Source organism: Undibacterium paludis (assembly GCF_022568815.1).
Lineage (GTDB): Bacteria > Pseudomonadota > Gammaproteobacteria > Burkholderiales > Burkholderiaceae_D > Undibacterium.
Map to the genome: position 1 here is coordinate 1 of NZ_JAKZHX010000005.1, position 25,949 is coordinate 25,949.

A 25,949-nucleotide genomic window follows, 5' to 3' on the forward strand; every position below is an offset into this window, starting at 1 on the left:
AGGTTATTTCCAAGGTTCGTGCAATTTTCAAGGTTGAGCTACCTTTAAGAAGCGTATTTGAGTCGCCAACCGTCGCCACCATGGCGCAAAAAATCAGTGCAGCACAAACCACTCAGGCTGGGCTCAGCATACCTCCTGTTACTGCAGCACCAGGCCATCAGCCTCCTCCACTCTCTTTTGCGCAACAGCGGCTCTGGTTCCTTGACCAGCTTGATCCAGGAAGCCCGCTCTATAACGTACCGACTGCAGTGCGGTTGCACGGACCAATGAATGTGCATGCCTTCGAACGTGCCCTCAACGATGTGGTCGCCCGTCATGAGATTTTGCGGACGTGTTTCCGAGAGTTCAATGACGAGCCTGCACAATTCATTGTTAACGATCTCAACATTGTTATCAAGCAGCACGACCTGCGAGCACTTCCACATTCCGAGAGAGAGGCGAAGGCTGCATGGCTGGTGCAGGACGAAGCACAGACTTCATTCGATCTGGAAAATGGCCCCCTGCTCCGCGCCGGCTTGATTCACATGGATGATGCAGAACAAATTCTCATGCTGACTTTGCACCACATTGTGTCAGACGGGTGGTCAATGAATATCCTGGTACGTGAATTATCGGAATGCTACCTTGCGCATATCAACGATGTGGTTCCGGTATTGCCAGTACTTCCCGTTCAATACGGCGATTTCTCGTATTGGCAGCGTCATTGGCTGCAAGGTGATGTATTGCGGTCTCAACTGAATTACTGGACGGAGCAACTGCGCGGCGCACCACCAGTGTTGACACTACCCACGGATTTTCCACGTCCGGCAACACAACAATATCGTGGTATTACGCATGAATTTTCCATATCACGGGAAAATGTCCAGACCCTGCGTGCTATTTGCCGTGAAACACAAACAACGCTGTACATGGTGCTTAGTGCCGCATTCAATATTCTGCTTTCCCGTTACTCCGGTCAGAACGACATTTGCGTCGGCATGCCGATAGCGAACCGGAATCATCCGGGAATCGAATCCCTGATCGGTTTCTTTGTGAATACCCTGGTTTTACGTACCAGGCTTGATGGTAATCAATCCTTCCAGGACCTCCTTGAACAGGTACGTACCAACGCTTTTGATGCCTATGCACACCAGGATCTGCCATTCGAAAAGCTGGTTGATGCCTTGAGACCGGAGCGCGAAGGTGGTTATGCACCGATTTTCCAGGTCATGTTCCTGCTTCAAAATGTATCAGCTGCCAACGCCGCGTTTGCTGACCTGGAGATCGAAAATATACCTGTAGAACGCGGCATCGCCAAATTCGACCTGACTCTGTATGCTACTGAAACCGACGGCGCACTGCACTGCGGGTTCGAATACGACGCAGCATTGTTCAAGCAGGACACCATTGTACGGATGGCAAAGCATTTCGATTGTCTATTGGCGACTATCGGGCAACAGCCTGACTGTATTCTTGATGATTTGGAATTATCGAGCTATTCAACAGATATCCCCGATATTGTGGCCGGACCAGCACCCTGTGGACCAATTGCCTTGTCATATCACCAGGAACGGCTCTGGTTCGTCGATGAATTCGAAAGGAATCGCCTCTATGAAGCCAGTCCGACATATCACAATATCCCCTTGTTGCTGCAAATCGACGGCGAGATAGATGCAGAACGACTTGAAGCAGCCATCAATCAGGTCATCGCCCGTCATTCAGTTCTTCGTACTCATATTGTTACCAGTGACGCACAGGGCTGGCAACATATTGCACCAGGCGCCAGCCTGACAATTGCTCAACATCATTGCAAGGAAGACGACGCAACCGAAATTGCACTGGCATACGCCATGCTGCCATTTTCACTTTCGACCGATTTACTCATCCGTGCGCAGCTTGTTCGCTACAGCGAGGAGCGGGCAATTCTTTGTGTGACAGCGCATCACGCTGTCACTGACCGGCTTTCCATGCAAATAATTGGCAGGGAAATATTGCGCGCATATGATGCCGATACGACCAATGCATGCCTTGAACAGGTATTGCAGTATGCGGATTATATGCACTGGCAACGCTACAGCGATCCGTCATGCCTGCAAGAACAGGCTTTATATTGGCGCCATCAATTGCAGGGTACTTTGCAGGTCATGGAATTACCGTTGAAATGCGCCCGTCCGGCCGTGCATGTCTTTGAACCGGCATGGCATGGTTTCGACATAGACGCTGAACTGGACAAGGCATTGTCTGGTTTGGCGGCTTCCGAAGCTTGTTCTACATCAGATATCCTGCTTGCCGGTTTTGAAGCAGTTTTGCGACGCTACGTTCCACACGACGAAATTGTGGTGGGAACCAGCATCTCTGGCCGGCATAGAGAAAACCTGGCAGATGTCGTAGGCCCGCTTGCCAACCTTGTCGTGATCCGGAATCAAGTTCCCACAGGCATGCCTTTGCGTGATGTGCTTGTACAGGTCATACGTTCTACCAGGGGTGCAAACAGGCATCCTGACCTGCCATTTGATCAGTTGGTATCCATTATCAACCCGGTCAAGGACATGAGCCGCACTGCGCTGTTCGATGTTCTTTTTCAATCGAGCGAACATGAAGAATCTTCGTGGCAGGCCGAATCATTTGTTGCCCACCCGATTGAAACAAATCTCGGCTACGGCAAGTACGACCTGCATCTTTATATGCATCGCCTGGACGGCGTATTGCATGGCGACCTGGTGTATAACGGACTCTACTTTGATACCGCGCTTGTCAGAAATCTCATGCGCCATTATGTACGCATGCTTGCCGCGATGTGCAAGAATTTGTCTCAAAGTGTAGGTCATGCCGATATCCTGGTGGAATTTGAAATTGCCCAGCAAATCGCTCTGGCCAATCCACACCATGCAAGATACCCCGATCATCAAACCCTGCATGCCTTGATCGAAGAACAGGTAGAGCGTACACCAACGCACATTGCCGTTGTCTGCGATGAAGAGCGGATTTCTTATCGCGAATTAAATGTGCGCGCCAACCAGCTCGCACATTACCTGCTGACTAATGGCGTACAGCGGAGTCAACTGGTGGCGCTTTTCCTGGAGCGCTCAGTTGACATGATCGTGGCCATTCTTGCTGTATTGAAAACCGGGGCAGCTTATGCCCCACTGGATCCGACGCATCCTGCCGAGCGGATAGAATTCATGCTGGGAGACTGTTCGCCATCGCTGATTATCTGCAACTCCGGATCAGGAGGCAGACTCAGCTTGCGAACCTCACATAGAGTCGAACTTGATACCGATGCAGCATCAATAGCTGCACAACCGTCGCATAATCCTGATCATGCCGGGACACCGGATGACCTGGCCTATGTTATTTATACGTCAGGCTCGACAGGCTTGCCCAAGGGCAGTTTGCTGACACACCGTAACGTTGTGAGATTGATTCTCAACGACAGATTGCAGTTTTCGTTCGGCAGTAACGATGTCTGGTCCATGTTCCATTCTTATACCTTTGATTTCAGCGTCTGGGAAATGTATGGTGCCCTGCTCTACGGTGCTGGTGTTGTCGTGGTTCCTGATCCAGTGCGGAAAGACCCGGCCCGCTTCCTTGATCTCCTCGTCAATGAAAAAGTATCGGTGTTAAGTCAGACACCAAGCGCTTTTCAGAGTCTGGTACAGGAAGTCTTCAAACACAAAGACTTTGTCTTGCCCAACTTACGCTACATCGTATTTGGGGGTGAAAATCTGAATCCGACCTTACTCAAGGATTTTCATGATGCGTACCCACACATCGACCTGATCAACATGTACGGCATTACCGAGACCTGTGTTCACGTCACATTCAAACGCATAGAAGCAAGGGATATCGAAGCCGGAGTCAATAATATCGGCGTGCCCATTCCTACCACGACCGTTTATATTCTTGACAGTCATCAACATCTGATGCCTCTGGGTGTGCCTGGTGAAATATGTGTAGGCGGGCTCGGTGTTGGCCGCGGCTACCTGGGACGTGACAAACTGACAGAGGAGCGCTTTATTCAGCACCCCTATGAGTCCGGCGAGCGGCTTTACAGATCAGGCGATCTGGGAAAGCTGCTTGAAAATGGCGAATTTGTATATCTCGGTCGCATGGACAAACAGATCAAGATTCGCGGTTTTCGCGTCGAGCTCGGTGAGATCGAGGTCGCACTGACCCGTCTCCCGGAAATACGTGACGCTGTTGTACGCTTACATGAAGATGCGAATGGTGACAGTCGTCTGGTGGCATATGTGATTTATGAGATTTCTGCAGGTGCGCCAGACACATCAGCTTTGCGCACCGCCCTTTCACTATCCTTGCCTGACTATATGATTCCGGCGCATTGGATAGTGTTGTCTCATCTTCCCCTGACTGCCAACGGAAAATTGAATATCAAAGCTTTGCCCGCTCCAGATTTGAGACGCGGCCAGACAGGCTATGTCGCACCAAGAACGAAAATAGAAGCAGAGTTGGCAGTGATCTGGTCCAACATTCTTGGGCTTGACCAGGTCGGTGTCACAGACAATTTTTTTGAACTTGGCGGCCACTCCTTGTTGGCCACGCGACTTACCAGCAAAATACGTGCTGAATTCCGTGTTGATCTTGCACTTCGTGTTGTGTTTGAGGCCCCAACAATAGAACAATTCGCAGAACGGGTTCAATCCTCATTGCAATCTGCATCAAATGAATCAGAATCAGCATTGATTCATGTAAGGCCTGCCAATATTCCTTTGTCGTTTGCACAGGAGCGCATCTGGTTTATTGAACAGATCAACCAGGGCACATCGCTCTTCAACATGCCCAATGCAGTCCGCCTGTCAGGTGAGTTGGACACCCATGCGCTGGAAACAGCATTTAACGAAATCATCATCCGCCACGAAATTTTACGTACGCGTTTCCTGGTATCGAATGGTATCCCGGAACAAGTGGTCGAGCCCCACAGGCACCTGACGCTGCGCTACCTTGATCTCTCGCATTTCCCTTCTGGCGAACGGGATGCAAATCTGGCAGCACAACTTGCCACATCATCGAATCAGGCCTTTGACCTCGCTGTCGCTCCGCTGATGCGTATCGATCTGTATAAGATCCGGGAAAACGATCATGTGCTACTGCTGAACATGCATCATATTGTCTCGGATGGCTGGTCGACCAACCTGGTCGTACATGAACTGAGTGAACTGTATTCAGCCGCCTGCGCTGGCACCCAGGCGACACTCACCCAGCTGACCATGCAATACGCTGACTTCGCGATCTGGCAGCGCAATTGGTTGCAAGGAGAAAAATTAAACCTTCAATTGAATTATTGGGAAGCCAAGCTCGCCGGTGCCCCGACCTTACAACTCCCGCTTGATCATCCGCGCCCGGCTGCACAGACTTTTGTCGGGCAAGCATGCAAATTCACCATTGGCACAGCGATCAGCGAACCGTTTACGGCACTTTGTCGTGCTGCTGATGTCACGCCTTTCATGGGCTTGCTTGCCGCATTCTCGGTCATGCTGGCGAAACTATCCAATCAGCATGACATCAGCATAGGAACGACGATTGCCAACCGCAACCGTTCCGAGACTGAATCCATGATTGGTTTTTTTGCAAACCTGATGGTGATACGTACCAATCTTTCTCATGTTTCACATTTCCACGAATTGCTGGAACAGGTTCGCGATATAACCATTGATGCCTATGCCAACCAGGATGTGTCGTTTCATCAGGTTGTTGAACGCATTCAACCAAAAAGGGATACGAGTCGTTCCCCGCTTTTCCAGGTAAATTTTGTCCTGCACAACACCTCCGATCCATCCTACACGGAGGCATCGGCCGATCAGACCGTCAAGTTTGCCGGGCTGACGGTGGAATCAGTCGACAATGAATTTTACGTCGCCCAATATGATTTAAGTCTGCATGTCGTTGAAAGATCCGTTGGTTACGATTGCACGCTACTTTACAATAGTGATTTGTTCGATCCTGATACGATCACGCGATGGGCTAATTATTTCGAGCACTTGCTGACGAGCTTCATCACCTCCCCAAAAACCTGTTTGACAGCGTTACCCATACCTGAACATCAACTCAGGCAATTGAATAACTGGCAGACCGGGATTGTGCCTGCAAGCACAGGTCGCTGCCTCCATGATGTATTTGAAGAACAAGTTGTACTATCACCAGCATCTGTGGCCTTGCTCACAGAAAGCGGCCCGGTCACTTATGAAGAGCTTAATCGTCGTGCAAATCGTATTGCCCATTACCTGATGTTGAGTGGTGCGAGCCAGGAAACGCGTATTGGTCTCTGTCTTGAACGTGGCCCGGAGGCGATAGTCTGCATACTCGGCATATTGAAGGCTGGCGGATGCTACGTGCCTGTCGATTTCAATCTCCCTGAAGAGCGTTTAAGTGAAATTTTACATGCCGCTGAGCTTGGCATCATGCTGACTTCTGTCGATCTTGTCGACAAGCTACCTGCTTTTCAGCTGACCTTCACCAAAGTCATCTGCCTGGAAACGGATGCAAGGGAGATCGCGGCATGCGCCAATACCAATCCGGGCCGCCCCGGCATCGCATCACAGCTTGCCTACATCATGTTTACTTCCGGGTCCACCGGAAGAGCCAAGGCGGTCATGATATCCCATGGCAACGTGACTAGGCTGGCAAAGACACCCAGTTTCATTACGCTTGATGACACAGAAGTCTTCTTGCTGGTTTCACCATTGACTTTTGATGCATCGACAATAGAAATCTGGGGAGCGCTGCTGAACGGGGCAAAATTAGCTATCGCCTCGCCGCATATGCATGCGGTTGATGCTATTGCAGAAGCAGTCACACGTCACCATGTCAGCGTACTCTGGTTGACGGCCGGCCTCTTCAATGCCATCGTTGATCATCGCCCGGAAATTCTATGTTCCTTGCGTCAGTTACTGACAGGTGGTGATGCCTTATCTGCACAGCATGTTCGCCAGGCGCAGAAGCTGTTAAGCAAGGGCGTGCTGATCAATGGTTATGGGCCAACCGAAACCACGACTTTTGCCAGTACATATCGCATTCCCGATCTGAGCGAAGAGTTGCAGTCAGTCCCAATAGGCAAGCCGATTTCAGGCACCCGACTCTACGTGCTTGATCCCTATATGCAGCCAGCGCCGATAGGCAGCATCGGTGAGTTGTATATTGGCGATCTCGGTGTAGCGCGCGGTTATCTGGCAGCCCCGGCCCTGACTGCCGAACGCTTCCTGGCAGACCCGTTTGCTGACAAGCCAGGATCTCGCATGTATCGCAGTGGCGACCTGGTCCGCTGGCTCGAGAATGGTTCACTCGATTTTGTCGGACGCGCGGACCAGCAGATCAAATTACGTGGTTTCCGGATCGAACCGTCTGAGATCGAAAACGCCATCCTTGAAGACGAGCGTATCGCCGATGCAGTTGTTGTGAGCCGGCATATTCTCGATGGGGAAAAACAGCTGCTTGCCTACTGGTCTGCCGGAAATGGTGATTCCGCGCCTTCAGCAAGCGACTTGAAAGCGCGTTTGCTCGCTCGCCTCCCCAGCTACATGGTTCCGACATTTTTTATTCAGGTTCAGGCCATGCCACTGACCACCAATGGCAAGATCGATATGGCTTCGTTGCCAGGACCTGAAAATTTTACCGGAGTTTCAGATACGCAGATCGAATTGCCGGGTACAGCACAAGAATCCCTGGTTATCGAGGTCTGGCAGGCATTGCTGCATGTCGGGGCAATCAGTGTACATGACAGCTTTTTTGATCTGGGTGGTGACTCGCTACGGGCAATTCAACTCAAAGCCATGCTGGCGCATCGTGGTTATGATTTTGAATTGCAACAGCTGTTCAGTCATCCTACTGTCAGGGAACTCGCTTCACTACTGACAAAAAACAGTCACAGTGCGTCTGGTGAAGAACACGTCGCATTCAAGCTGGTCAGTGAAAGTGATCGCCTGCGATTACCGGCAGATGCAGAAGATGCCTACCCTTTAAGCCATCTGCAGCAAGGGATGCTGTTTCATAGCGTGTTTGAAGAAGATTCCGCACTTTACCACGATGTCATCGGCTACCGCTTACGGATGCCATTCATGTCTGCATTATGGAATATTGTTTTCCAGCAGCTATCCGCCCGACATGAGATTTTGCGTACAGGAATATTGCTCACTGAATTAAGTGAACCTCTACAAGTGGTCTATTCTCATGCCGAGATACCTGTCGAGCAGCATGATTGTCAATTGCTGGCTGATCAGGATTTGTACTATCACGAATGGTCAATCCGGCAGGCCAAAATTCCATTTGAATGGAGCAAGGCGCCATTGCTGCGTGTCTTTCTGCATCGCTGGAGCGACACTGAATTTCAGTTGACACTCAATTTCCATCACGCCATTCTTGACGGCTGGAGTGAGGCATCTCTCGCAACCGAGATATTACAGCGATATCAGGCCCTGCTCGATGGTATCGAGCTTGATGTACCAATGCTGGAAGCGCATATGCGCGATTACATTGTCGAGGAGCAAAGGGCACTATCGCGCCCAGAAGTTGTTCATTACTGGCAAGAAGTTGTGCTCGATTATTCGCCGACCAAACTGCAACAATACAAACCTTCCCTGGCTCCGGAGAAGAGCGGTATGCTGGAAACGATATCGTTGAGCATTTCCGCGGAAGAATCACAGCAATTGCAGCAACTCGCGAAACAGACAAGAGTACCTTTGAAAACGCTACTGCTGGCGCTGCACTTCAAGGTCCTGAGTCAGTTTAGTGGCCTTACCGATGTGGCAACAGGCATTGTTACCCACGGTCGGCCTGAATTGGTTGATGGTGACAAAATTCTAGGACTGTTCCTCAATACCTTGCCTTTACGCTTGCACCTGCAACCGGAGAACTGGCTGGATCTGATTCAACGCACTGCAGATGCGGAACAGACTCTTTACAAGTACCGGCATTTTCCACTACATAAGGTAATGCAACTGGCTGGCGGTCAACGCCTGTTTGACGTCCTCTTTAACTTTACAAATTTTCATGTTTACCAAAACCTGGATGAGCAGACCTTGAGTGCTGTGCTCGATCGTACAGGTCTTGGGGAAAACAGCTTGCCGTTTTCCGTGGATTTTTCACTATCCCCCAAAATGCTTGTCGAGGGTTCAATCTCGTACGATCCTGAACAATATGATCAGCGATGGATCAACGAAATTGCTACCGGCTATCAGAATTTTATCAAGGCAATGATCAGCGACCCGTTCAGTTCACACCTTGACCAGGGGCTTGTCAACTCTGCGGCATACCATCATCCAGTGCCCCTCCCCCTGTTGACAGCAGACACTTCAGACAATCAGCCTCTTCATCGTCTGTTTGAACTGCAAGCTGCCCGGACTCCTGGTCAAATCGCCATTGAATCTCACGGCGAAACAATCAGCTATGCCGTACTGAATGCACGTTCCAACCAGCTCGCCAGACATCTGCGTGAACAAGGTATTGGTGCCGATGCGTTGGTTGGAATTTGCCTTGATCGTTCTGCCAACATGATCGTGAGTTTGCTCGCCGTACTCAAAGCTGGTGCTGCCTACCTACCTCTCGATCCGGCATATCCAAGCGCACGCCTGTCTGCGATACTGTCCGATGCCAGCCCCAAAATCCTGATCAGTCAAAAAGAATCTGGTGCGCGGATCACACATCCTGACACGCCCACTTTCTACATCGATCAAGATCAGAGCCAACTCCACAGCTATTCGTCAGACAACTTGCCAACAGGCTGCATTCCAGAAAACCTGGCCTATGCGATTTACACCTCTGGCTCCACTGGCAAACCAAAAGGAGTGCTGATAACACATGCAAACGTCACACAGCATGCCAATACCCATATCAAAACTTGTGGCTTGACCACAGACGATGTCGTTCTGCAATTTGCATCACTGGCTTTCGACGCATCCGTAGAAGAGATCTTCCCGCCATTACTGACAGGTGCCAAAATCGTTCTGCGTCCCCAGGAATTGCCGTCAACAGGGTTGGCTTTCTCAGAACTGCTTCAAGACAAGGGAATTACTGTGCTTGACTTGCCTACTGCATTTTGGCACGAGTGGACACAGGCTATGTTGACCGATGCAACACCGTTACCAGAATCGCTGCGCATAGTCATTGTTGGGGGTGAGAAAGCACACGCAGAAACACTGCAACAATGGCATACCCTGCCAGGCAGCAAAGCCATACGCTGGATCAATACCTACGGCCCTACCGAGACGACCATCAGCTCGACATGTTTTGAGGCAGACAATCGGGGAGCATACGTCGACCTGCCGATTGGCAGGCCGAACGTCAATACACAGGTGTATGTCCTGAATTCGTTCTTGCAACCGGTACCCTATGGCGTCAAAGGTGAGGTCTACATTGGCGGTGCCGGTGTGGCACGAGCCTACCTGAACATGCCGGGAATGACTTCCGAGCGATTTGTAGCCGACCCATTCGGCACAACCCCGGGAGCCCGCATGTACCGGACCGGGGACATTGCCTGCCACCAACACGACGGCAATTTATTGTATATAGGAAGAAGTGACAGTCAGGTAAAGTTACGCGGATTCAGGATTGAACTTGCTGAAATTGAGGCTGCATTGCAAGCACAGGCAGGCGTATCCCAGACAACGGTCCTGGTTCGTGAGGACGTGCCGGGAGATCAACGTCTGGTTGCCTATGTTGTAGCGGCGACGGGCGAAGTCGCGCCAGTTGGATCTGTACTTCGTGAATCGCTGACCAGAACGTTGCCAGAATTCATGGTACCAGCTCATATAGTCGTTCTCGACAAGTTTCCAGTGAATAACAGTGGAAAAATTGAGCGTAAAAATCTGCCGGCCCCTGACGTGCAGTATCAAGCTGACAGTTATGTGGCGCCACGCAATTATCTTGAATCGGTATTGGCTGATATTTGGGCAGATGTACTGTCGCTGGACCGTGTTGGCATTCACGACAATTTCTTTGCGCTGGGAGGTCACTCACTGTTATGTCTCAAACTTTTCCACAAAGTGACCAAACAGCTGAATGTGCGTCTGCCAATCGCGTCGATATTTTCAGGCCCGACTGTAGCGCAGCTGGCAGAAGCAGTGTCAGCCAATCAGCAGTCTCACACATATATTGTACCTCTGCAACCGTACGGAGATGGTGTGCCACTTTTCCTTGTACACCCTGCGGGTGGACAGGTGTTTTCATATCGTGAACTCGCGCTTGAGCTGGGTAACAAATTCCCGGTTTATGGCATCCAGAGCCCCGAAGTCGACAATACATCCCGACAATTCGACAACCTCAATGCAATGGCATCTGCATATTGCCAGACAATTCGCAGCATACAAGCATTCGGCCCCTATCAACTGGCCGGATGGTCTACTGGCGGTTTGATTGCCACCGCGATCGCTGAGACACTACAGAGCCAAGGAGAAAAAGTATCCTATCTCGGACTGATAGATACACGCCTGGTCGGTAATGACCATAGCGCGCATGACGACACAGAGCAGGCAAGCATATTGCTCACCCTGCTTTCAAACTTGCGCGGACGAGAGTTTTCGTCCAGCGAGATACTCGGAATGGAAACAGACATGAAGCAAGCCGGGTTAGATGTTTCAACTTTCCTGTCACCCGAAAATGAAGCATCGGCCCTGCTTTATATACACAAATGGACTGGTGTTGAGATCAGCAGTGAATTGCTGTCAGATATCAGTGCGCAGACAATAGTGATGCAAGGGCACATTTCTTTACTGACTGGCTATCAGGCTCAATTCGATTCTGTAGCAATACATCGCTACCAGGCCGCAATCAGGAGTGACAATGATGACAGTCTTCCAGGTGAGTTTGTCGATGGAGATCATTTCAGCATGCTGAGAGAACCACAGGTCACCACACTGGCGCAAAAAATGCTGACCTCGCTAAGCTGATGGAGACTGTGTCGCTGTGAATGCTGATGTGTATTGACTCGAGCTGATGCTGGCCGCTTCACAAGAACATGCCAGACATCAGCTCATGAATCTTAACTATTTTTGCGCTTTACTGCCTTTTACAAAAATTCCGGACGACAGGTTTAATTGAATTGACTGAAATCCGGTTTGCGTTTTTGGAAGAAGGCCATAAACGCTTCTTTGGCTTCCGGCGCGTTCAACATCGCCGAGAAGTATTTGTTCTCCTCTGTCATCTTGGTGCTGATGGCGGCTGGCTGGTTGCCTTTCATCAGGCGTTTGGTTGCGCGTATCGATGCAGCAGGCAAGGCGACCAGTTTCGCGGCTTGCTGCTGGGCGTAAGGGAGCAGTTCTTCGAGTGGCAAGACTTTGTTGACGAAGCCCATTTCAAACGCTTCCTGTGCGCTGAAGGCTTCGCCGAGCATGAGTTTTTCTGCAGCGCGCTGGTAGCCGACGATTTGCTGGAAAACCATGCTGGAGGCGAATTCCGGGCACAGTCCCAGTTGTGTAAAAGGCATGGACAGCTTGGCATTGTCGGCCAGGTAGATCAGGTCGCAGTGCATGAGCAAGGTGGTACCTATGCCGACAGCTGCACCGGACACGGCAGCAATCACGGGCTTGCCGGATTCATTCAGCGCCTGCATGAATTGATAGACAGGCGGCACCGCGTCTGGTGCGGCCAGGCTACTGGCGTTTTTCATGAAATCTTCGAGATCATTGCCAGCAGTAAAAATTTCTGGCTTGCCGGTGATGAGGATGGCGCGTACGGCCACGTCAGTTTCTGCATCACGCAGGGCATCGGCCATGGCCTGGTACATGGCCTGGGTGATGGCGTTTTTCTTTTCTGGACGATTGAAGCTGATCGTCAAAATACCGTTTTCTTTTTGGGTCAGGATATCCATTGTTGTCGTCTCTTTTTATTGATCAGGTGGATTGTGGTGCAGTGGTCAGCCATTGTAAGGCTTGCTGCCAGAGTGTGTTGCGGAACTGTGGGCGGAAGAAGCCAAAATGCCCTATGCGTCTGGCATCCACTTCCCTGGGGTTGATATAACGGCGCTCTACCTTCGCATTGCTGTAGTAGTCATGCATGCTGTCTATGCTGCGGCGGCTCATCATTTCATCATCGGTAAAGCTCATGCAGAGTATGGGCTTGTGGATTTTGTGATGACCGGTTTGCATGGGGCTGCCATCTTTCTCGACAAAATATTCAGGGCTACGGCACCAGCGTGACCATTGATAAATCACCCCCTTGGGCAAGTCGCCGACCTTGCGCATTTTTTTGCCGGGAAAATAGCCCCAGATGCGGGTATACACAGGCACGAGAAAATACCACATGAGCCAGACAAAGCGTTTCAGCTGAGGTGCATTGTCGCGCCAGTAGCCGCTGCCACAACCAACTGTCAGCATACCATCAATGAGGTGATTGTCCGGCACCAGACCGGGCAATTGTCCCCCCAGGGAATGGCCAACGATGAGCAGGGGTACACCGGGCTGCCATTCCTTGGCAGTTTTCAGGGCGGCATTGTAATCACGCTCTGCCCAAACCAGGATGTCAGTCTCGAAGCCACGCAGGGATTTGCGGTATTGCGCAGGGATGGATTCACCCATGCCGCGGTAATCAAAACTGAGCACAGCAATGCCATTCTCCGCCAAAAAATGCGCAAAGGGCTCATAAAAATTTTGCTTCACACCCATAGCCGCCGGCATGACGACAACTGATTTTATTGTACTTGTAGGTGTGAATTTTTTGGCTGTCAGCACAGTGCCGTCAGCGGTAATGATTTGTATCGTCTCCATCACAGCTCCTTAAAAAAAACCGCGCAGTCTCAGTCTACGCGGTTTGATTTTGTTCAGGCAAGCACGTAAGAATTACATACGTTCAAAAATACCAGCTGCACCCATACCTGTACCTACGCACATGGTGACCATGCCGTATTTCAGTTTATTGCGATGCAGAGCATGGATAGTCGTTGCAGAACGGATCGCACCAGTTGCACCCAGTGGGTGACCCAGAGCGATCGCGCCGCCCATAGGATTAACTTTGGCAGGATCCAGGCCCAGGTCTTGTACGACGGCCAGCGATTGTGCTGCAAAAGCTTCGTTCAGTTCAAACCAGTCGATCTGGTCTTGTGTGATGCCAGCGGCGCGGCAAGCTGCCGGGATGGCTTCTTTAGGACCGATGCCCATGATTTCTGGCGGTACGCCACGCACTGCGAAAGAGGCGAAGCGTGCCAGCGGTGTCAGGTTGAACTCTTTCAGGATTTTTTCGCTGACGATCAACAGGGCGCCGGCGCCGTCGGAAGTTTGCGAGCTGTTACCAGCGGTCACACTGCCTTTGGCGGCAAACACCGGTTTCAGTTTTGCCAGACCTTCGAGTGATGTATCAGGGCGTGCGCCTTCGTCACGGGTCACTGTGCGTTTCTTCAGTTCGATTTCGCCGGTCGCCAGGTTAGGCACACGGTCGATGATGTCGACTGAAGTGGTCTCTGCATCAAAATAACCTGCGTTTTGTGCAGCAATGGCACGCTGGTGCGATTGCAGGGCAAATTCATCTTGCGCTTCACGGGACACTTTCCATTGTTCTGCCACTTTTTCTGCTGTCAGGCCCATGCCGTAAGCCATGCCCACGTTTTCGTCTTTCAGGATGTCCATGTTCAGGGATGGGTTGCTCCCCATCATCGGTACCATGGACATGGATTCGACACCACCAGCAATCATCACGTCAGCCTGGCCGACGCGGATGCGGTCTGCTGCCATGGCAACAGCGGTGATACCGGATGCGCAGTAACGGTTGATGGTGACGCCACCAATAGTATTGGGCAAGCCCGCCAGCAATACACCCATGCGCGCCAGGTTCAGGCCTTGTGCGCCTTCAGGGAAAGAACAACCGATGATGGCGTCTTCGATCAGCTTGGGATCGAGATTAGGCACTTGCGCCAGGGCAGATTGCATGACACGCACCAGCAAATCATCCGGGCGGGTGTTACGGAACATGCCACGACCAGATTTGCCGATCGGAGTACGGGTAGCAGAGACGATGTAGGCGTCTTGGAGTTGTTTAGTCATTTTTGATTACCTCAATTCGTTAAGGTCAGCTCAGGCTTACGCTTCAAAAACCTCTCACCACAGGGCGCAGAGACGTAGAGGAAAAACGGAGAGAGTGAAAATAACAGGGTGTTCTCTGTGCCATCTCTGTGTCTCCGTGTTTCTGTCTCCAACGGTTTTTGGTCTGTAAGCTTTTTATTTAGTTACGGACTGGTTTGCCAGTTTGCATCATGCCCATGATGCGCTCTTGTGTTTTTGGATGATTGAGCAATTCCATAAACGCCTTGCGCTCCATGTCCAGCAACCATTGTTCACTGACCAGGCTGCCATTATCAACATCACCACCACAAACCACTTCAGCGATCATCTTGCCCAATTTGAAGTCATGCGCAGAGATGAAGCCACCGTCACGCATATTGATCAACTGACCAGAGATGGTGGCGATACCATGACGGCCCGTGACTGGCACCAGTTTGCGCATAGGCGCGCGATAACCGGCGTCAAACATGGCACGTGCTTCAACCTTGGCGACATGCAGCAATTCGTAAGGATTGAAAACGATCACATCATCAGCAGACAGGTAACCCATCTTCTGTGCTTCCAGCGCGGATTTGGAGACGGCGGCCGTCGCTGCATTGGTAAAGTAGTTTTTCAGGAATTGCAGCAACTCTGTGCCTTTGGCATCAGCTGCGGCACGCACTGCGGCTTCTTTCAAACCACCGCCGCCAGGCACCAGGCCCACACCCACTTCTACCAGACCGATGTATGACTCGATGGATGCTACGCGTTTGGCTGCATGCATCATCAATTCGCAACCACCACCAAGCGCCAGGCCGGAGACAGCAGCAACTACAGGAATGTTCGCGTATTTCAGGGCCTGATGTGCATCCTGCAGGCGTGAGATTGCAGGTTCGATGGCTTTCACACCGCCGGACATGAACAAAGGCAACATGGCTTGCAGGTCAGCACCGGCAGAAAAAGCGCCACCGTCAGCTGCATCTGCACTCCAGATGACCAGGCCCTTGAAGTTTTTCTCGGCTTCAGCAATGGCTTTTTCCATGCCTTCAATGACGCCTGGGCCAATCACATGCATTTTTGTCTTCAAAGACAAAACCAGTACGTCATCGTTCTGATGCCAGATACGGACGGAATCATCTTCAAAGAAGGTCGTACCAGCGTTAGCACCAGTCGCTGCACCTGTACCCAGTACCGGGGCACGGAAGGCTTGACGGTCATAGACTGCCAGTGTGGAACGTGGAGAATAGCTGCCACTGGCTGGAGACCAGGAACCTTCGGCAGTGTGCACACCAGTGCGGCCGTCAAATACCCAGGCTGGCAGCGGTGCATTGCACAATGCCTTGCCTGCATCGATATCTTCCTTGACCCAGCCAGCGACTTCTTGCCAGCCAGATGCCTGCCATGTTTCAAACGGACCGACATTCCAGCCAAAGCCCCAGCGCATCGCAAAGTCGATATCGCGGGCATTGTCGGCAATGGTTGCGCCATGTACGGCGATGTAGTGGAAGGCATCACGGAAAATCGCCCACAGGAACTGTGCCTGTACATTGGTCGATTCACGCAGGGTCTTCATTTTCTTGACTGGGTCTTTTTCTTTCAGCATGCGGGCGACGACGTCATCAGCCTTGGCACCGCCAGTCACGTATTGTGCTGTAGCGAAGTCCAGACGCTGGATGTCCTTGCCGACTTTTTTGTAGAAGCCTGCACCGGATTTTTGACCGAGTGCACCAGCAGCGACCAGTTTGGCCAGCACTTCTGGTGTTTTATACACTGCGAAGAAAGGGTCATCAGACAGATTGTCTTGCATGGTCTTGATGACATGGCCCATGGTATCCAGACCAACCACGTCAGCAGTACGGAAAGTACCGGAAGAAGCACGGCCCAGTTTTTTGCCTGTTAGGTCATCGACAACATCAACGGTCAAACCAAATTTTTCTGCTTCATAAATCGTTGCCAGCATGCCGAAGATACCGACACGGTTGGCGATGAAGTTAGGTGTGTCTTTTGCGCGGACTACGCCCTTGCCCAGTGTTGTCGTCAAAAAGCCTTCGAGCTGGTCGATGATTTCCGGACGGGTTGCAACGGTAGGGATCAATTCCACCAGGTGCATATAGCGCGGTGGATTGAAGAAGTGGACGCCACAGAAGCGGGCTTTCAGTTCTGCATCAAAGCCGTCAGACAGGGAAGTGATGGACAGGCCGGAAGTGTTGGACGCGAAAATCGCATTTGGCGCAATGTGCGGAGCAACCTTTTTGTACAGATCATGTTTCCAGTCCATGCGTTCTGCAATGGCTTCAATGATCAGGTCGCAACCGGCCAGTACGTCAAGATTGTCTTCATAGTTGGCGACTTCGATCAAAGCTGCATCATCCTTGTTGCCCAGCGGAGCAGGATTGAGCTTCTTCAGGTTCTCGATGGCGCGCAGGACGATGCCGTTTTTAGGGCCTTCCTTGGCTGGCAGATCGAACAGAACAACAGGTACTTTTGCATTAATGCAGTGAGCAGCAATTTGCGCACCCATCACGCCAGCGCCCAGAACGGCGACTTTTTTAACGATGAAATTGGTCATTTTTAACCTCAGGTAGAACGCCCCTTCCCACTAACATGGGAAGGGGCGCATGTTTGATCAGAACAAGTCAGCTTCGAGTGCCAGCAGATTGGCGGAACCAGAGCGTGCCTGGCGAATCAGCATTGCTGTTTCCGGATACAGACGGGCAAAATAGAAACGTGCAGTTGCCAGTTTGGAGACATAGAATTTATCACCTGAACCTTGTTTTTCAAGAGCGATCTTTGCCATTTGCGCAAAGAAGTAGCTGTACACCATATGACCAACCACGCGCAGGTAAGGTACGGCAGCAGCGCCGACTTCATCTGGATTCTGGAAGGCTTTCATGCCGATTTCCATGGTCAGCTTGGTAACCTTGTCGCCGAGTTCTGCCAAAGGCGTGATGAATTCGGACAGTGCTTCATTCGTGCCATTGGCTTCAACAAAAGCCTGTACCTTGGCACCGAACTTGCGCAGTTTTGCACCATTGTCCATCAGGATCTTACGACCCAACAAATCCAGCGATTGCACTGTGTTGGTGCCTTCATAGATCATGTTGATACGGGCATCGCGTACATATTGCTCCATGCCCCATTCAGCGATGAAGCCGTGACCACCATAGACTTGCAGACATTCAGAAGTCGCGGTCCAGGCATTGTCAGTGATGAAGGCTTTGATGACAGGTGTCAGCAGGGCGACTTCGTCAGCGCAATCTTTACGCACCTGTTCATCAGGGTGGTTCAGTTCTTTATCCAGTTGCAGGGCAACGTAAGAGCAGAATGCACGTGCGCCTTCAGCATAGGCTTTGGCTGTCAGCAGCATGCGGCGTACGTCAGCGTGGACAATGATAGGGTCAGCTGGTTTGTCCGGTGCTTTAGGGCCAGACAGGCTGCGCATCTGGATACGGTCTTTGGCGTAGACCAATGCATTCTGGTAAGCAACTTCTGTCAAGCCGAGGCCTTGCATACCCACGCCCAGGCGTGCGGCATTCATGAAGACGAACATCGCATTCAAACCCTTGTGCGGGCCGCCGATGAGCCAGCCTGTCGCGCCGTCCAGATTCATCTGGCAGGTGGAATTGCCGTGGATACCCATTTTTTCTTCGATCGCGCCGCAGAAAATAGGATTGCGCTCACCATTGCTGCCATCCGCATTCGGCAAAAATTTAGGAACGATGAACAGGGAAATGCCTTTGGAGCCTTCCGGTGCGCCTGGCAGGCGTGCCAGCACCAGATGGACGATGTTATGCGACATATCATGTTCACCGGCAGAGATAAAGATCTTTGCGCCAGTGATTTTGTAGCTGCCGTCTGCCTGTGGCTCTGCCTTGGAACGCAGCATGCCGAGGTCAGTACCGCAGTGTGGCTCGGTCAGGCACATGGTACCTGTCCAGTCGCCGGAAATCAGTTTGGGCAGGTACAGGGCTTTTTGTTCTGGCGTGCCGTGTTCATGGATACATTCATAGGCGCCATGGGACAAGCCTGGGTACATGGTCCAGGCCTGGTTGGCCGAGTTCAACATTTCGTAGAAAGAATTGTTGATCACCAGTGGCAAGCCCTGGCCACCAAATTCAGGGTCGCAGGACAATGCAGGCCAGCCTGCTTCTACATACTGCTTGTAGGCTTCTTTAAAGCCTTTTGGTGTCGTAACAGTGTGGTTGGTCTTGTCGTGGTGGCAGCCTTCGCGGTCACCGGAGTGATTCAGCGGAAACAATACATTGGCAGTGAATTTGCCGCCTTCTTCCAGAATCTGGTTGATGATGTCGCCATCAACATCAGCATGCTTGGGCAGCTGTTTCAATTCTTCTTCTACATTCAACAGTTCATGCAACACGAACTGCATGTCACGCAATGGAGCGATATATTGACCCATGATTTTCTCCTGACGGCAAAGTTATAACGGTAAATGTGGATACAAAATTTTAAAGCGGCAGTGGTTTCAAACAGTCTCTTTCACTGGCGCGTAATACTCGATCATTCGTTCAAATCCGGCTTCGGCCCGCTCCACGCTGCCAGGCTTGCGCAAGAAACGCGCATCATGGTGCAGTGCCAGAATCAGGCCATACATTTCATACACAATCTGTTCAGGTTCGACATCGCTACGCAGATGGCCCAGCTGTATTGCCTGTGCTGCTGCACGGTGCAAGGCACCTTGCCATGCATGGACCATACCGACCAGCTCGTCCCTGATCGGCCCTGCCCTGTCATCGTATTCAGCTGCACCACTGATGTAGATACAGCCAGATGCAATCTCTACCGTGACGCGCTTGACCCATAACGCAAACATGGATTGCAAACGCGGCAGGCCGCGTTCTTCTTTCATGCTTGGATAAAACACCTCTTGCTCGAAATGATGGTGGTACAGCTTCAGCACTTCGATCTGTAAATCTTCACGCGAACCGAAATGAGCGAACACACCAGACTTGCTCATGTTCATCTTGTCGGCCAGCAAACCGATGGTCAGCCCTTCAATGCCATCGCGGCTGGCAGCGTCCAGGGCTACATCCAGAATGGCGGCGCGGGTCAATTCTCCCTTACGCATGAATTTTGATGTCATATTCATATTACTTTGATTGTGTTGAGAAGATTCATGTCTGCCGCAGTCTTACTTACCAGTGATACCCAATAAATGAAGCAAAAAGTGATGCAAACAAATGAATTTATCGAACGCTCGTACTATTATGCACAGCGCATGAAAAGTCAAACCAGATTCCGTCTTTAGAGGAGAGTATCTATTATGTTTTACCTCCTGCCGTCTCGTTTTTTTGTTTTCTGGCCGACCTTAACTACGAGTCTGGTCGAGTTGCCGACGGTCGCGCTTGGTGGGTCTGCCTTGCAATTGCGCCGTTGGTTCGCGGAAATACTTCCTGTCTTCTGCTGCCTTGGCCCGCTTTTCTGCGCTTGCCAGCGTTTCTTCATACATGGTCTGGGCCAGTGTTGCCGGGCCGCGCATTTCCAATATGCGCAAAACCCTGACCTGCCAGACCTGTTCTGCCTGCTGCACTTCTATCACATCCCCTACTTTGACACTGTGCGCAGGTTTGACACGCTGCTCGTTCTGCAAGACACGGCCCAGCTCTATGGCATTGGTCGCCAGACTGCGGGTTTTAAAAAACCTGGCTGCCCACAGCCATTTATCGATACGTGTGGATTCACTCATGCTGTTCTTTACTAGCCTTGATTCAAAATAATTCGCAGGATAATTCGCGGAACTAACGTCTTGATGACAAGGCCTGGTCATTTGCGCTGACTGACCGGATCACGTCCCCCGAAAAATACGTTCATTCTATTTTGAAGCAATGTATGGCAGCTGTCAGTCAAATACAAGGCATTTTTGCCCAATGTTTGTGCATGCAACACTCCATTATCCCTTGCTCAGTCATGTTGCAGTGCGCATAGACAATAAACTGAACGACCGTACAATTCGGCAAAGCCTTGTATTTTTGCATACTTACCAATTTGGTCGGATCAGCTCATGAGCTCTGTTGAAGAACTAAGTGGAAAAAAACGGGCCATCCTCATTGCTGCAGAGAAATGTTTTGCTGCTCAAAGTTACGAGGGTGTCTCCATCCGCGACATCGCCCACGAGGCTGGTGTGCCGATAGCCCTGATCGGCTATTATTTTGGCGCCAAGAACGAGTTGTATCACGCCATCTATGAGCATCACAGCAGCTACATCGCCGAACGCCTGAACGGCTTGCGTCACGCCCGCACACATAGCGCTCCGGACACGGCGCTGGAAGCCATCGTCGCCGCCTTTGTGCTGCCGGTATTGAAGCTCAATGAAAGAAGCGATGGCGCCAATTTTTCCCGCATGGTCATGCGTGGCGTCATCGACCAGCACGAAGCCAGTGACCGCATCACACGCGAATACTATGATCCCATGGCCCGCGAATTCATCGCCGCCCTGCATGATGCCCTGCCCCATGCCAATGCCGAGAGTGTTTACTGGAGCTATCAATTCGCCCTTGGTGCCCTGCTGCATCACGTAGTCGATACCCGCATAGAGCGCCTGTCTGACGGTTTGTGCCCGGCGCGCCAGGCTGACCTCGCCGCACCGTTCTTGCTGCGCTTTATCACTGAGGGCATCAAGGAAGCTACACGGGCGAATTAGCGGGCTTAAAATGCGAAACTTTTCAGAAGCAGGTGATTGATGACGATAAAATCGGCACTGTAAATTCCCACTAGCGAACGCATATAGTGAATTCTTGTGGAAATTACTGAAAAACGATGCCGACTGACCGCCGCGATAGCAGGGCACAGCAAATCCCCTTCCCAGCCTATGTGCTGGCCCCCATGTTTGCGCCGCTTACCTGGTTGCTTGCGGCTGTGGCGACATGCCTTTATGGCCGGGGACTGAGTCTGGGTGCATTTGGCATGCAGTTCTTGTTCATGCTGTTCTTGCTGCTGGGTTCCTATGCATTGTGCACACCTTTGCTGCATATCTGGGCGAGGCTGGTGCACAAGCCGCAGAAAAACAGATACGCAGGATTTATAGTTGCAGCCATCGCCGCACTGACGCTGGGCGTGCTGCATGGTCAAGAAAAATTCCAGTACGCCAGGCACTCAACGCAGAGCCTGGCGTATCTGGCTTTCATGCTGCTCACCAGCCTGGGCATGTTCATGAGTCTGAAAAACCTGTTATCGCCAGCAGAGAAAAACAAATACCCCGCTTGTCTCACATGGATAAGCAGACAGCCCAGCGCCTGGGGTTTATTTTCACTGTTCAAAGCTGCACTAGCCCTGCTCATCATTTGCTCAACAAATTATTTGAATTCATTGCCGCCCACTAGTTTTAATTTCTCCAGTTTGTTCAGCTTTTTATATAAACAAGGAAATTTCGCCGAAGAAGCATTTGCAGCATCTGTCTTTGACATCAATCCGGGACATTTTATGGACTGGTGTTTTTACAGCGCCATCATACTGGCTGTAGCAGCGATGGCATCAGCCTTACAGGCAAAAGTAAGAAGAGAAGATTCCCTGTACCGGGCAGCAGGCTGCGTCTGCGCTGCACTTGCGCTGGCAGTCTTTGATCCCAGACTGGCAGTGTATGCGGTACTTGCTTATGCTATTGCTTCGTATATCCTGGAATTAAAAATGGAAAAACAGGAATTCACTCAAGCGCCAACTATCCAGCCTTCCAGTGCATCAAATTCTGGCAAACCATAGTTCTGGTCCCTTCTCTGCCAGGCCCAGGCAGCCAGCAGCATGCATAGCACTGCATCGAGCAGATCGGCGCTGCCGTCTTCCAGGAGTTCTGTTTTGTAGCTTCCTACATCCAGCTTGACTTTCCAGAGTGTGATCCCCGCTTCCAAAGCGGCGACGATCAGCTCGCGGGCCTGCCTGCGTTCTGGTGTTTGCTTGCTCTTGTCATCGCTTTTATACGAAGCTTTGGTGATGCTGCGGGCCACCATGCCGGGGTAGGCTTCGAGGGCAATGCGTTGCGGGTCGCCGTGGTAGATGCCGGGAATACTGACGCCGGCATCCAGCAGGCGCGGGGCTCCTGCGTGCAACATGTAGGCGACGGGTGGATTTACCCATTTCATGGAAGGTGATGAACCTGCCGGGCCATCGGTGGCCCGATGGGCGAATTTATTACCGACTTCACGCGCATCGCAAAATGCCTTGAATTGCAGGCGCAGTTCGGCGCGTGTCTGTATTTGCAGATGACGCATCAGGTCTGGCCAGTTGCTTGGCCATTGCAGGTGTTCTACCAGTTCACGCGGCAGCGAAAATGGCAAATCAAAACCTGCAATCCAGGGACCGGGCTGCATGAGCCAGTCGTCAAACGCGGTGAAGTCGCTGAGCGTTTGCAGATACTCCAGATGCAGCACATCCCTCTGCATCTGGCCGCTGGCAATCGTGATGCCTTTGCGGCGTGATGGGGCCGAGGTGAAATCCACGCCGTGCAATTTCATCCGTAATGTCCGAAGGTGACGATGCGCATAAGGCCGCGGTAAATCAGATAAGCTGTGCCATACCAAGCGCGCTTGTACCAGGCTTTTTTGTGCACATCTTCTGCAAGGATTTCTGTGCCATCGGCAATGCCCAGCTCCAGCTCATGCGCGAGGCTAGCGGCAAAGGTTTTATCGCGGATAACGACATTCGCTTCATGGTTGACGAACAGGCTGAGGCCATCAAAATTGCTGGAGCCTACCGTTGCCCAGTCTTCATCAATGACCGCGACTTTGGCGTGCAGTTGCGTCTTGCGGTATTCAACAATGCGCACACCTGCTGTCAGCAATTTGGGGTAAAAAGATTGCGATACGGCATCCTGCAGCGCGAACTGGCCAACGCCAAGCAGAAGCACTACATCAACGCCACGGGTGGCAGCAGAGACCAGGGCACGGCGGAATTTTCTGCCGGGCGCAAAGTAAGGCGTCACCAGAATGGCACGTGACCTTGCCATGCCCAGCGCCTGCAAATACGCACGTTGTATGGTGGTGCGGTTACGCAGATTATCACGCACCACCAGTGCCGCTGCCGTGATTTGCCTGCCAGCGACCTTGGCATCGGCACGCAAGTGCTTCATCAATTCCAGGCGGGTACGCAAACCCAGCTTGCCCAGTTTGCGCCATTGGGATTCCACTTCGAGGTGGATATAGGCAACCAGGGGGCCAGTAACTGTCACGGCAAAATCCCAGCGCGGATAAGGCAGGATATGGCCAGAGCCATCGTCAGCAATGCTATCGTCGATGATATTCAGGCCACCAACGATGGCAAGCTGCCTGTCAACCACACAGATTTTTCTATGAGTGCGCGCCAGGCCGCGCTTGAACCAGGGATTAAAACAGCGACAGACTACTCCCTGATCATTAAAGTGTTGTGTGAGCGCCAGTGCTGCCTGGCGGTCACTGCCTATCCAGTCTATGACTACCCTGACCTGCACGCCGCGCGCTACTGCCTGCACCAGCGCCGCCTGCACGGCTTGTGCTGTCTGGTCGGCCGCAAAGATATATGACTCCAGATAGACTTCATGTTGCGCCTGATTGATGGCTGTGATCAGCGCAGGGAAAAACTGTGCACCACTATGCAGGAGTTCGACATCATTCCCTTCAATGAAATGCAGCTTGCTCATGGGCTTTTAGTCTGGGGCAGCAATTCCAGGCTGGCTGTAATCGGGACATGATCAGACAGAGTGGACCAGGGGGCACCTTTCAAGACATGGGCCTCTTCTACCTTAAAGCCGCGCAGATATACGCGGTCCAGACACAACCAGGGCAAACCGGCAGGAAAGGTACGGGCATGGCGTCCATTTGCCTTGCTCAATATGGTACGCATGCCTTTCAAAGAAAACTGCGGTGACGCATGCTGGGCATCGACATCAAAGGCTTCGATGACACCCAGCTCCTGGTACAGGGTCTGGCTCAGACGCTGGCTCCAGTCATTGAAGTCCCCGGCTATCACCAGGGGCGCATTGTCAGGCAAATCCCGTTTGATGGTGTGTATCAGGGCCTGTACCTGGCGACGGCGGCTGGCAGCAAACAGACCCAGGTGGATGACGAAACAATGTACCTGAACCTGATCAACGAGTACGATGGCATGCAATATGCCACGCTGCTCATAGGCATGGTCAGACACATCATGGTTGACGAAAGAAGCGATCGGATAGCGGCTCAGCAGGGCATTGCCATGATGGCCATGTTCATACACGGCATTCATGCCATATACGGCTTCATGGGATTGCCCGGCCAGGAAATCATGCTGCCCCTCCTGCGGCCACAGGGTATGGTTTTCGGCATGCAGGTCGTGTTGTCCCTGCACTTCCTGCAAAAACACCAGGTCGGCATCAAGCAGGTCTATCGCTTCCTTGATACCATGTATGCGTGCCTTGCGGCCAAATGCACTGACGCCCTTGTGGATATTGTAGGTGGCAATGCGCAGCTTCATGGTGGCTCCCTTCAGCTCGTTAAACCTCGATCCGCTTTGGTAGTTGCAGTATGGCTTCGGCATTCGAAGCGGAGAAGCACTTGTCCGCTGCTTCCTGCCAGGGCAGCCATGCATATTGCAAGTGTTCGCGCGCGGCCAGCCTGACTGCCACGTCAGTGCTGACGCACAGACCAAATACATGTTCTGTGTTTTGCGTGACACCCGGCGCATAACGGTGACGCCAGACCGGGTAAATTTCATAGATATTGGTCAGACCCCAGTCCTGCAAATCAAACTGTGTGGCATCTATGCCGGTTTCTTCGGCAACTTCACGGATGGCGGTGCTCTGCCACGCTTCATCGACGGTATCTTTCGATCCCGTGACAGATTGCCAGAACCCCGGCTTGTCAGCGCGCTCCAGCAAGAGTACATCCAGTGCAGCAGTGTAAATAACTACCAGTACAGATTCAGGGATTTTATGCGTTGACATGCCAGGCCGAAAAGGATGATCCAGAGTTTTCCAAACCACCATTCTAACCCCTTTGGCACGTCCATATTTGATACAGCGAGGTAAAACGG

General features: G+C 51.7%; 14 protein-coding genes. 3 read left to right on the forward strand and 11 right to left on the reverse strand.

All coding sequences use genetic code 11. The features are described from left to right. Window positions 1–80: 80 nt before the first annotated feature. Window positions 81–11,876 carry a non-ribosomal peptide synthetase gene (locus tag LZ463_RS09840; protein WP_241455458.1) on the forward strand — a complete coding sequence of 3,932 codons (11,796 nt, stop codon included), beginning with the start codon at window positions 81–83 and terminating at the stop codon, window positions 11,874–11,876. Between the two features lie 143 nt (window positions 11,877–12,019). On the opposite strand, the gene LZ463_RS09845 is transcribed toward LZ463_RS09840, so the two are convergent. The 7 genes from LZ463_RS09845 to LZ463_RS09875 all read right to left on the reverse strand — a co-directional run bounded on the left by LZ463_RS09845 (window position 12,020) and on the right by LZ463_RS09875 (window position 20,661). After that, window positions 12,020–12,796 carry an enoyl-CoA hydratase gene (locus tag LZ463_RS09845; RefSeq protein WP_241455459.1) on the reverse strand — a complete coding sequence of 259 codons (777 nt, stop codon included), beginning with the start codon at window positions 12,794–12,796 and terminating at the stop codon, window positions 12,020–12,022. A gap of 22 nt (window positions 12,797–12,818) precedes the next feature. Then, window positions 12,819–13,691 (reverse strand): alpha/beta hydrolase family protein, encoded by an 873-nt coding sequence (locus LZ463_RS09850; protein WP_241455460.1) that lies wholly within the window; start codon window positions 13,689–13,691, stop codon window positions 12,819–12,821. A 72-nt stretch (window positions 13,692–13,763) separates the two neighbouring features. Then, entirely contained in the window at window positions 13,764–14,960 is a 1,197-nt protein-coding gene (locus LZ463_RS09855) for an acetyl-CoA C-acyltransferase (protein WP_241455461.1), read from the reverse strand. A gap of 178 nt (window positions 14,961–15,138) precedes the next feature. After that, window positions 15,139–17,526 (reverse strand): 3-hydroxyacyl-CoA dehydrogenase/enoyl-CoA hydratase family protein, encoded by a 2,388-nt coding sequence (locus LZ463_RS09860; protein ID WP_241455462.1) that lies wholly within the window; start codon window positions 17,524–17,526, stop codon window positions 15,139–15,141. A 57-nt stretch (window positions 17,527–17,583) separates the two neighbouring features. Next, a complete protein-coding gene (locus LZ463_RS09865; protein WP_241455463.1) occupies window positions 17,584–19,374 on the reverse strand; it encodes an acyl-CoA dehydrogenase C-terminal domain-containing protein in 1,791 nt (596 codons plus the stop codon). A 66-nt stretch (window positions 19,375–19,440) separates the two neighbouring features. Continuing rightward, entirely contained in the window at window positions 19,441–20,043 is a 603-nt protein-coding gene (locus LZ463_RS09870) for a TetR/AcrR family transcriptional regulator (protein WP_241455733.1), read from the reverse strand. 240 nt (window positions 20,044–20,283) lie between these two features. Continuing rightward, on the reverse strand, window positions 20,284–20,661 hold the full coding sequence (locus tag LZ463_RS09875) for an RNA-binding S4 domain-containing protein (RefSeq protein WP_241455464.1): 378 nt from the start codon (window positions 20,659–20,661) through the stop codon (window positions 20,284–20,286). A 315-nt stretch (window positions 20,662–20,976) separates the two neighbouring features. Between LZ463_RS09875 and LZ463_RS09880 the strand changes: the two genes are divergently transcribed. Further along, window positions 20,977–21,615 (forward strand): TetR/AcrR family transcriptional regulator, encoded by a 639-nt coding sequence (locus LZ463_RS09880; protein ID WP_241455465.1) that lies wholly within the window; start codon window positions 20,977–20,979, stop codon window positions 21,613–21,615. Between the two features lie 116 nt (window positions 21,616–21,731). Next, the gene (locus LZ463_RS09885; RefSeq protein ID WP_241455466.1) at window positions 21,732–22,670 is read left to right on the forward strand and encodes a hypothetical protein; all 939 of its coding nucleotides are present in this window, start codon (window positions 21,732–21,734) and stop codon (window positions 22,668–22,670) included. On the opposite strand, the gene LZ463_RS09890 is transcribed toward LZ463_RS09885, so the two are convergent. Genes LZ463_RS09890 through nudB form a run of 4 tightly spaced genes read right to left on the reverse strand, consistent with a single transcriptional unit; the run spans window position 22,619 to window position 25,860 of the window. After that, on the reverse strand, window positions 22,619–23,419 hold the full coding sequence (locus LZ463_RS09890) for a DUF429 domain-containing protein (RefSeq protein ID WP_241455467.1): 801 nt from the start codon (window positions 23,417–23,419) through the stop codon (window positions 22,619–22,621). The two genes, LZ463_RS09885 and LZ463_RS09890, sit on opposite strands and share 52 nt — an antisense overlap. Then, window positions 23,416–24,579, reverse strand: coding sequence for a phospholipase D-like domain-containing protein (locus LZ463_RS09895; RefSeq protein WP_241455468.1), 1,164 nt, complete (start codon window positions 24,577–24,579; stop codon window positions 23,416–23,418). Before LZ463_RS09895 ends, LZ463_RS09890 begins: the two co-directional genes overlap by 4 nt. Next, window positions 24,576–25,391, reverse strand: a complete 816-nt coding sequence (locus LZ463_RS09900) for an endonuclease/exonuclease/phosphatase family protein (RefSeq protein ID WP_241455469.1) — start codon at window positions 25,389–25,391, stop codon at window positions 24,576–24,578. Before LZ463_RS09900 ends, LZ463_RS09895 begins: the two co-directional genes overlap by 4 nt. A gap of 19 nt (window positions 25,392–25,410) precedes the next feature. Continuing rightward, entirely contained in the window at window positions 25,411–25,860 is a 450-nt protein-coding gene (nudB, locus tag LZ463_RS09905) for a dihydroneopterin triphosphate diphosphatase (RefSeq protein ID WP_241455470.1), read from the reverse strand. Between the last annotated feature and the right edge of the window lie 89 nt (window positions 25,861–25,949).

Bases quoted from the DNA above. Each gene is read 5' to 3' on its own strand.
- LZ463_RS09840 (WP_241455458.1), top strand. From the start codon at position 81: ATGGCGCAAAAAATCAGTGCAGCACAAACCACTCAGGCTGGGCTCAGC.
- LZ463_RS09845 (WP_241455459.1), bottom strand. From the start codon at position 12,796: ATGGATATCCTGACCCAAAAAGAAAACGGTATTTTGACGATCAGCTTC.
- LZ463_RS09850 (WP_241455460.1), bottom strand. From the start codon at position 13,691: ATGGAGACGATACAAATCATTACCGCTGACGGCACTGTGCTGACAGCC.
- LZ463_RS09855 (WP_241455461.1), bottom strand. From the start codon at position 14,960: ATGACTAAACAACTCCAAGACGCCTACATCGTCTCTGCTACCCGTACT.
- LZ463_RS09860 (WP_241455462.1), bottom strand. From the start codon at position 17,526: ATGACCAATTTCATCGTTAAAAAAGTCGCCGTTCTGGGCGCTGGCGTG.
- LZ463_RS09865 (WP_241455463.1), bottom strand. From the start codon at position 19,374: ATGGGTCAATATATCGCTCCATTGCGTGACATGCAGTTCGTGTTGCAT.
- LZ463_RS09870 (WP_241455733.1), bottom strand. From the start codon at position 20,043: ATGCGTAAGGGAGAATTGACCCGCGCCGCCATTCTGGATGTAGCCCTG.
- LZ463_RS09875 (WP_241455464.1), bottom strand. From the start codon at position 20,661: ATGAGTGAATCCACACGTATCGATAAATGGCTGTGGGCAGCCAGGTTT.
- LZ463_RS09880 (WP_241455465.1), top strand. From the start codon at position 20,977: ATGAGCTCTGTTGAAGAACTAAGTGGAAAAAAACGGGCCATCCTCATT.
- LZ463_RS09885 (WP_241455466.1), top strand. From the start codon at position 21,732: ATGCCGACTGACCGCCGCGATAGCAGGGCACAGCAAATCCCCTTCCCA.
- LZ463_RS09890 (WP_241455467.1), bottom strand. From the start codon at position 23,419: ATGAAATTGCACGGCGTGGATTTCACCTCGGCCCCATCACGCCGCAAA.
- LZ463_RS09895 (WP_241455468.1), bottom strand. From the start codon at position 24,579: ATGAGCAAGCTGCATTTCATTGAAGGGAATGATGTCGAACTCCTGCAT.
- LZ463_RS09900 (WP_241455469.1), bottom strand. From the start codon at position 25,391: ATGAAGCTGCGCATTGCCACCTACAATATCCACAAGGGCGTCAGTGCA.
- nudB (WP_241455470.1), bottom strand. From the start codon at position 25,860: ATGTCAACGCATAAAATCCCTGAATCTGTACTGGTAGTTATTTACACT.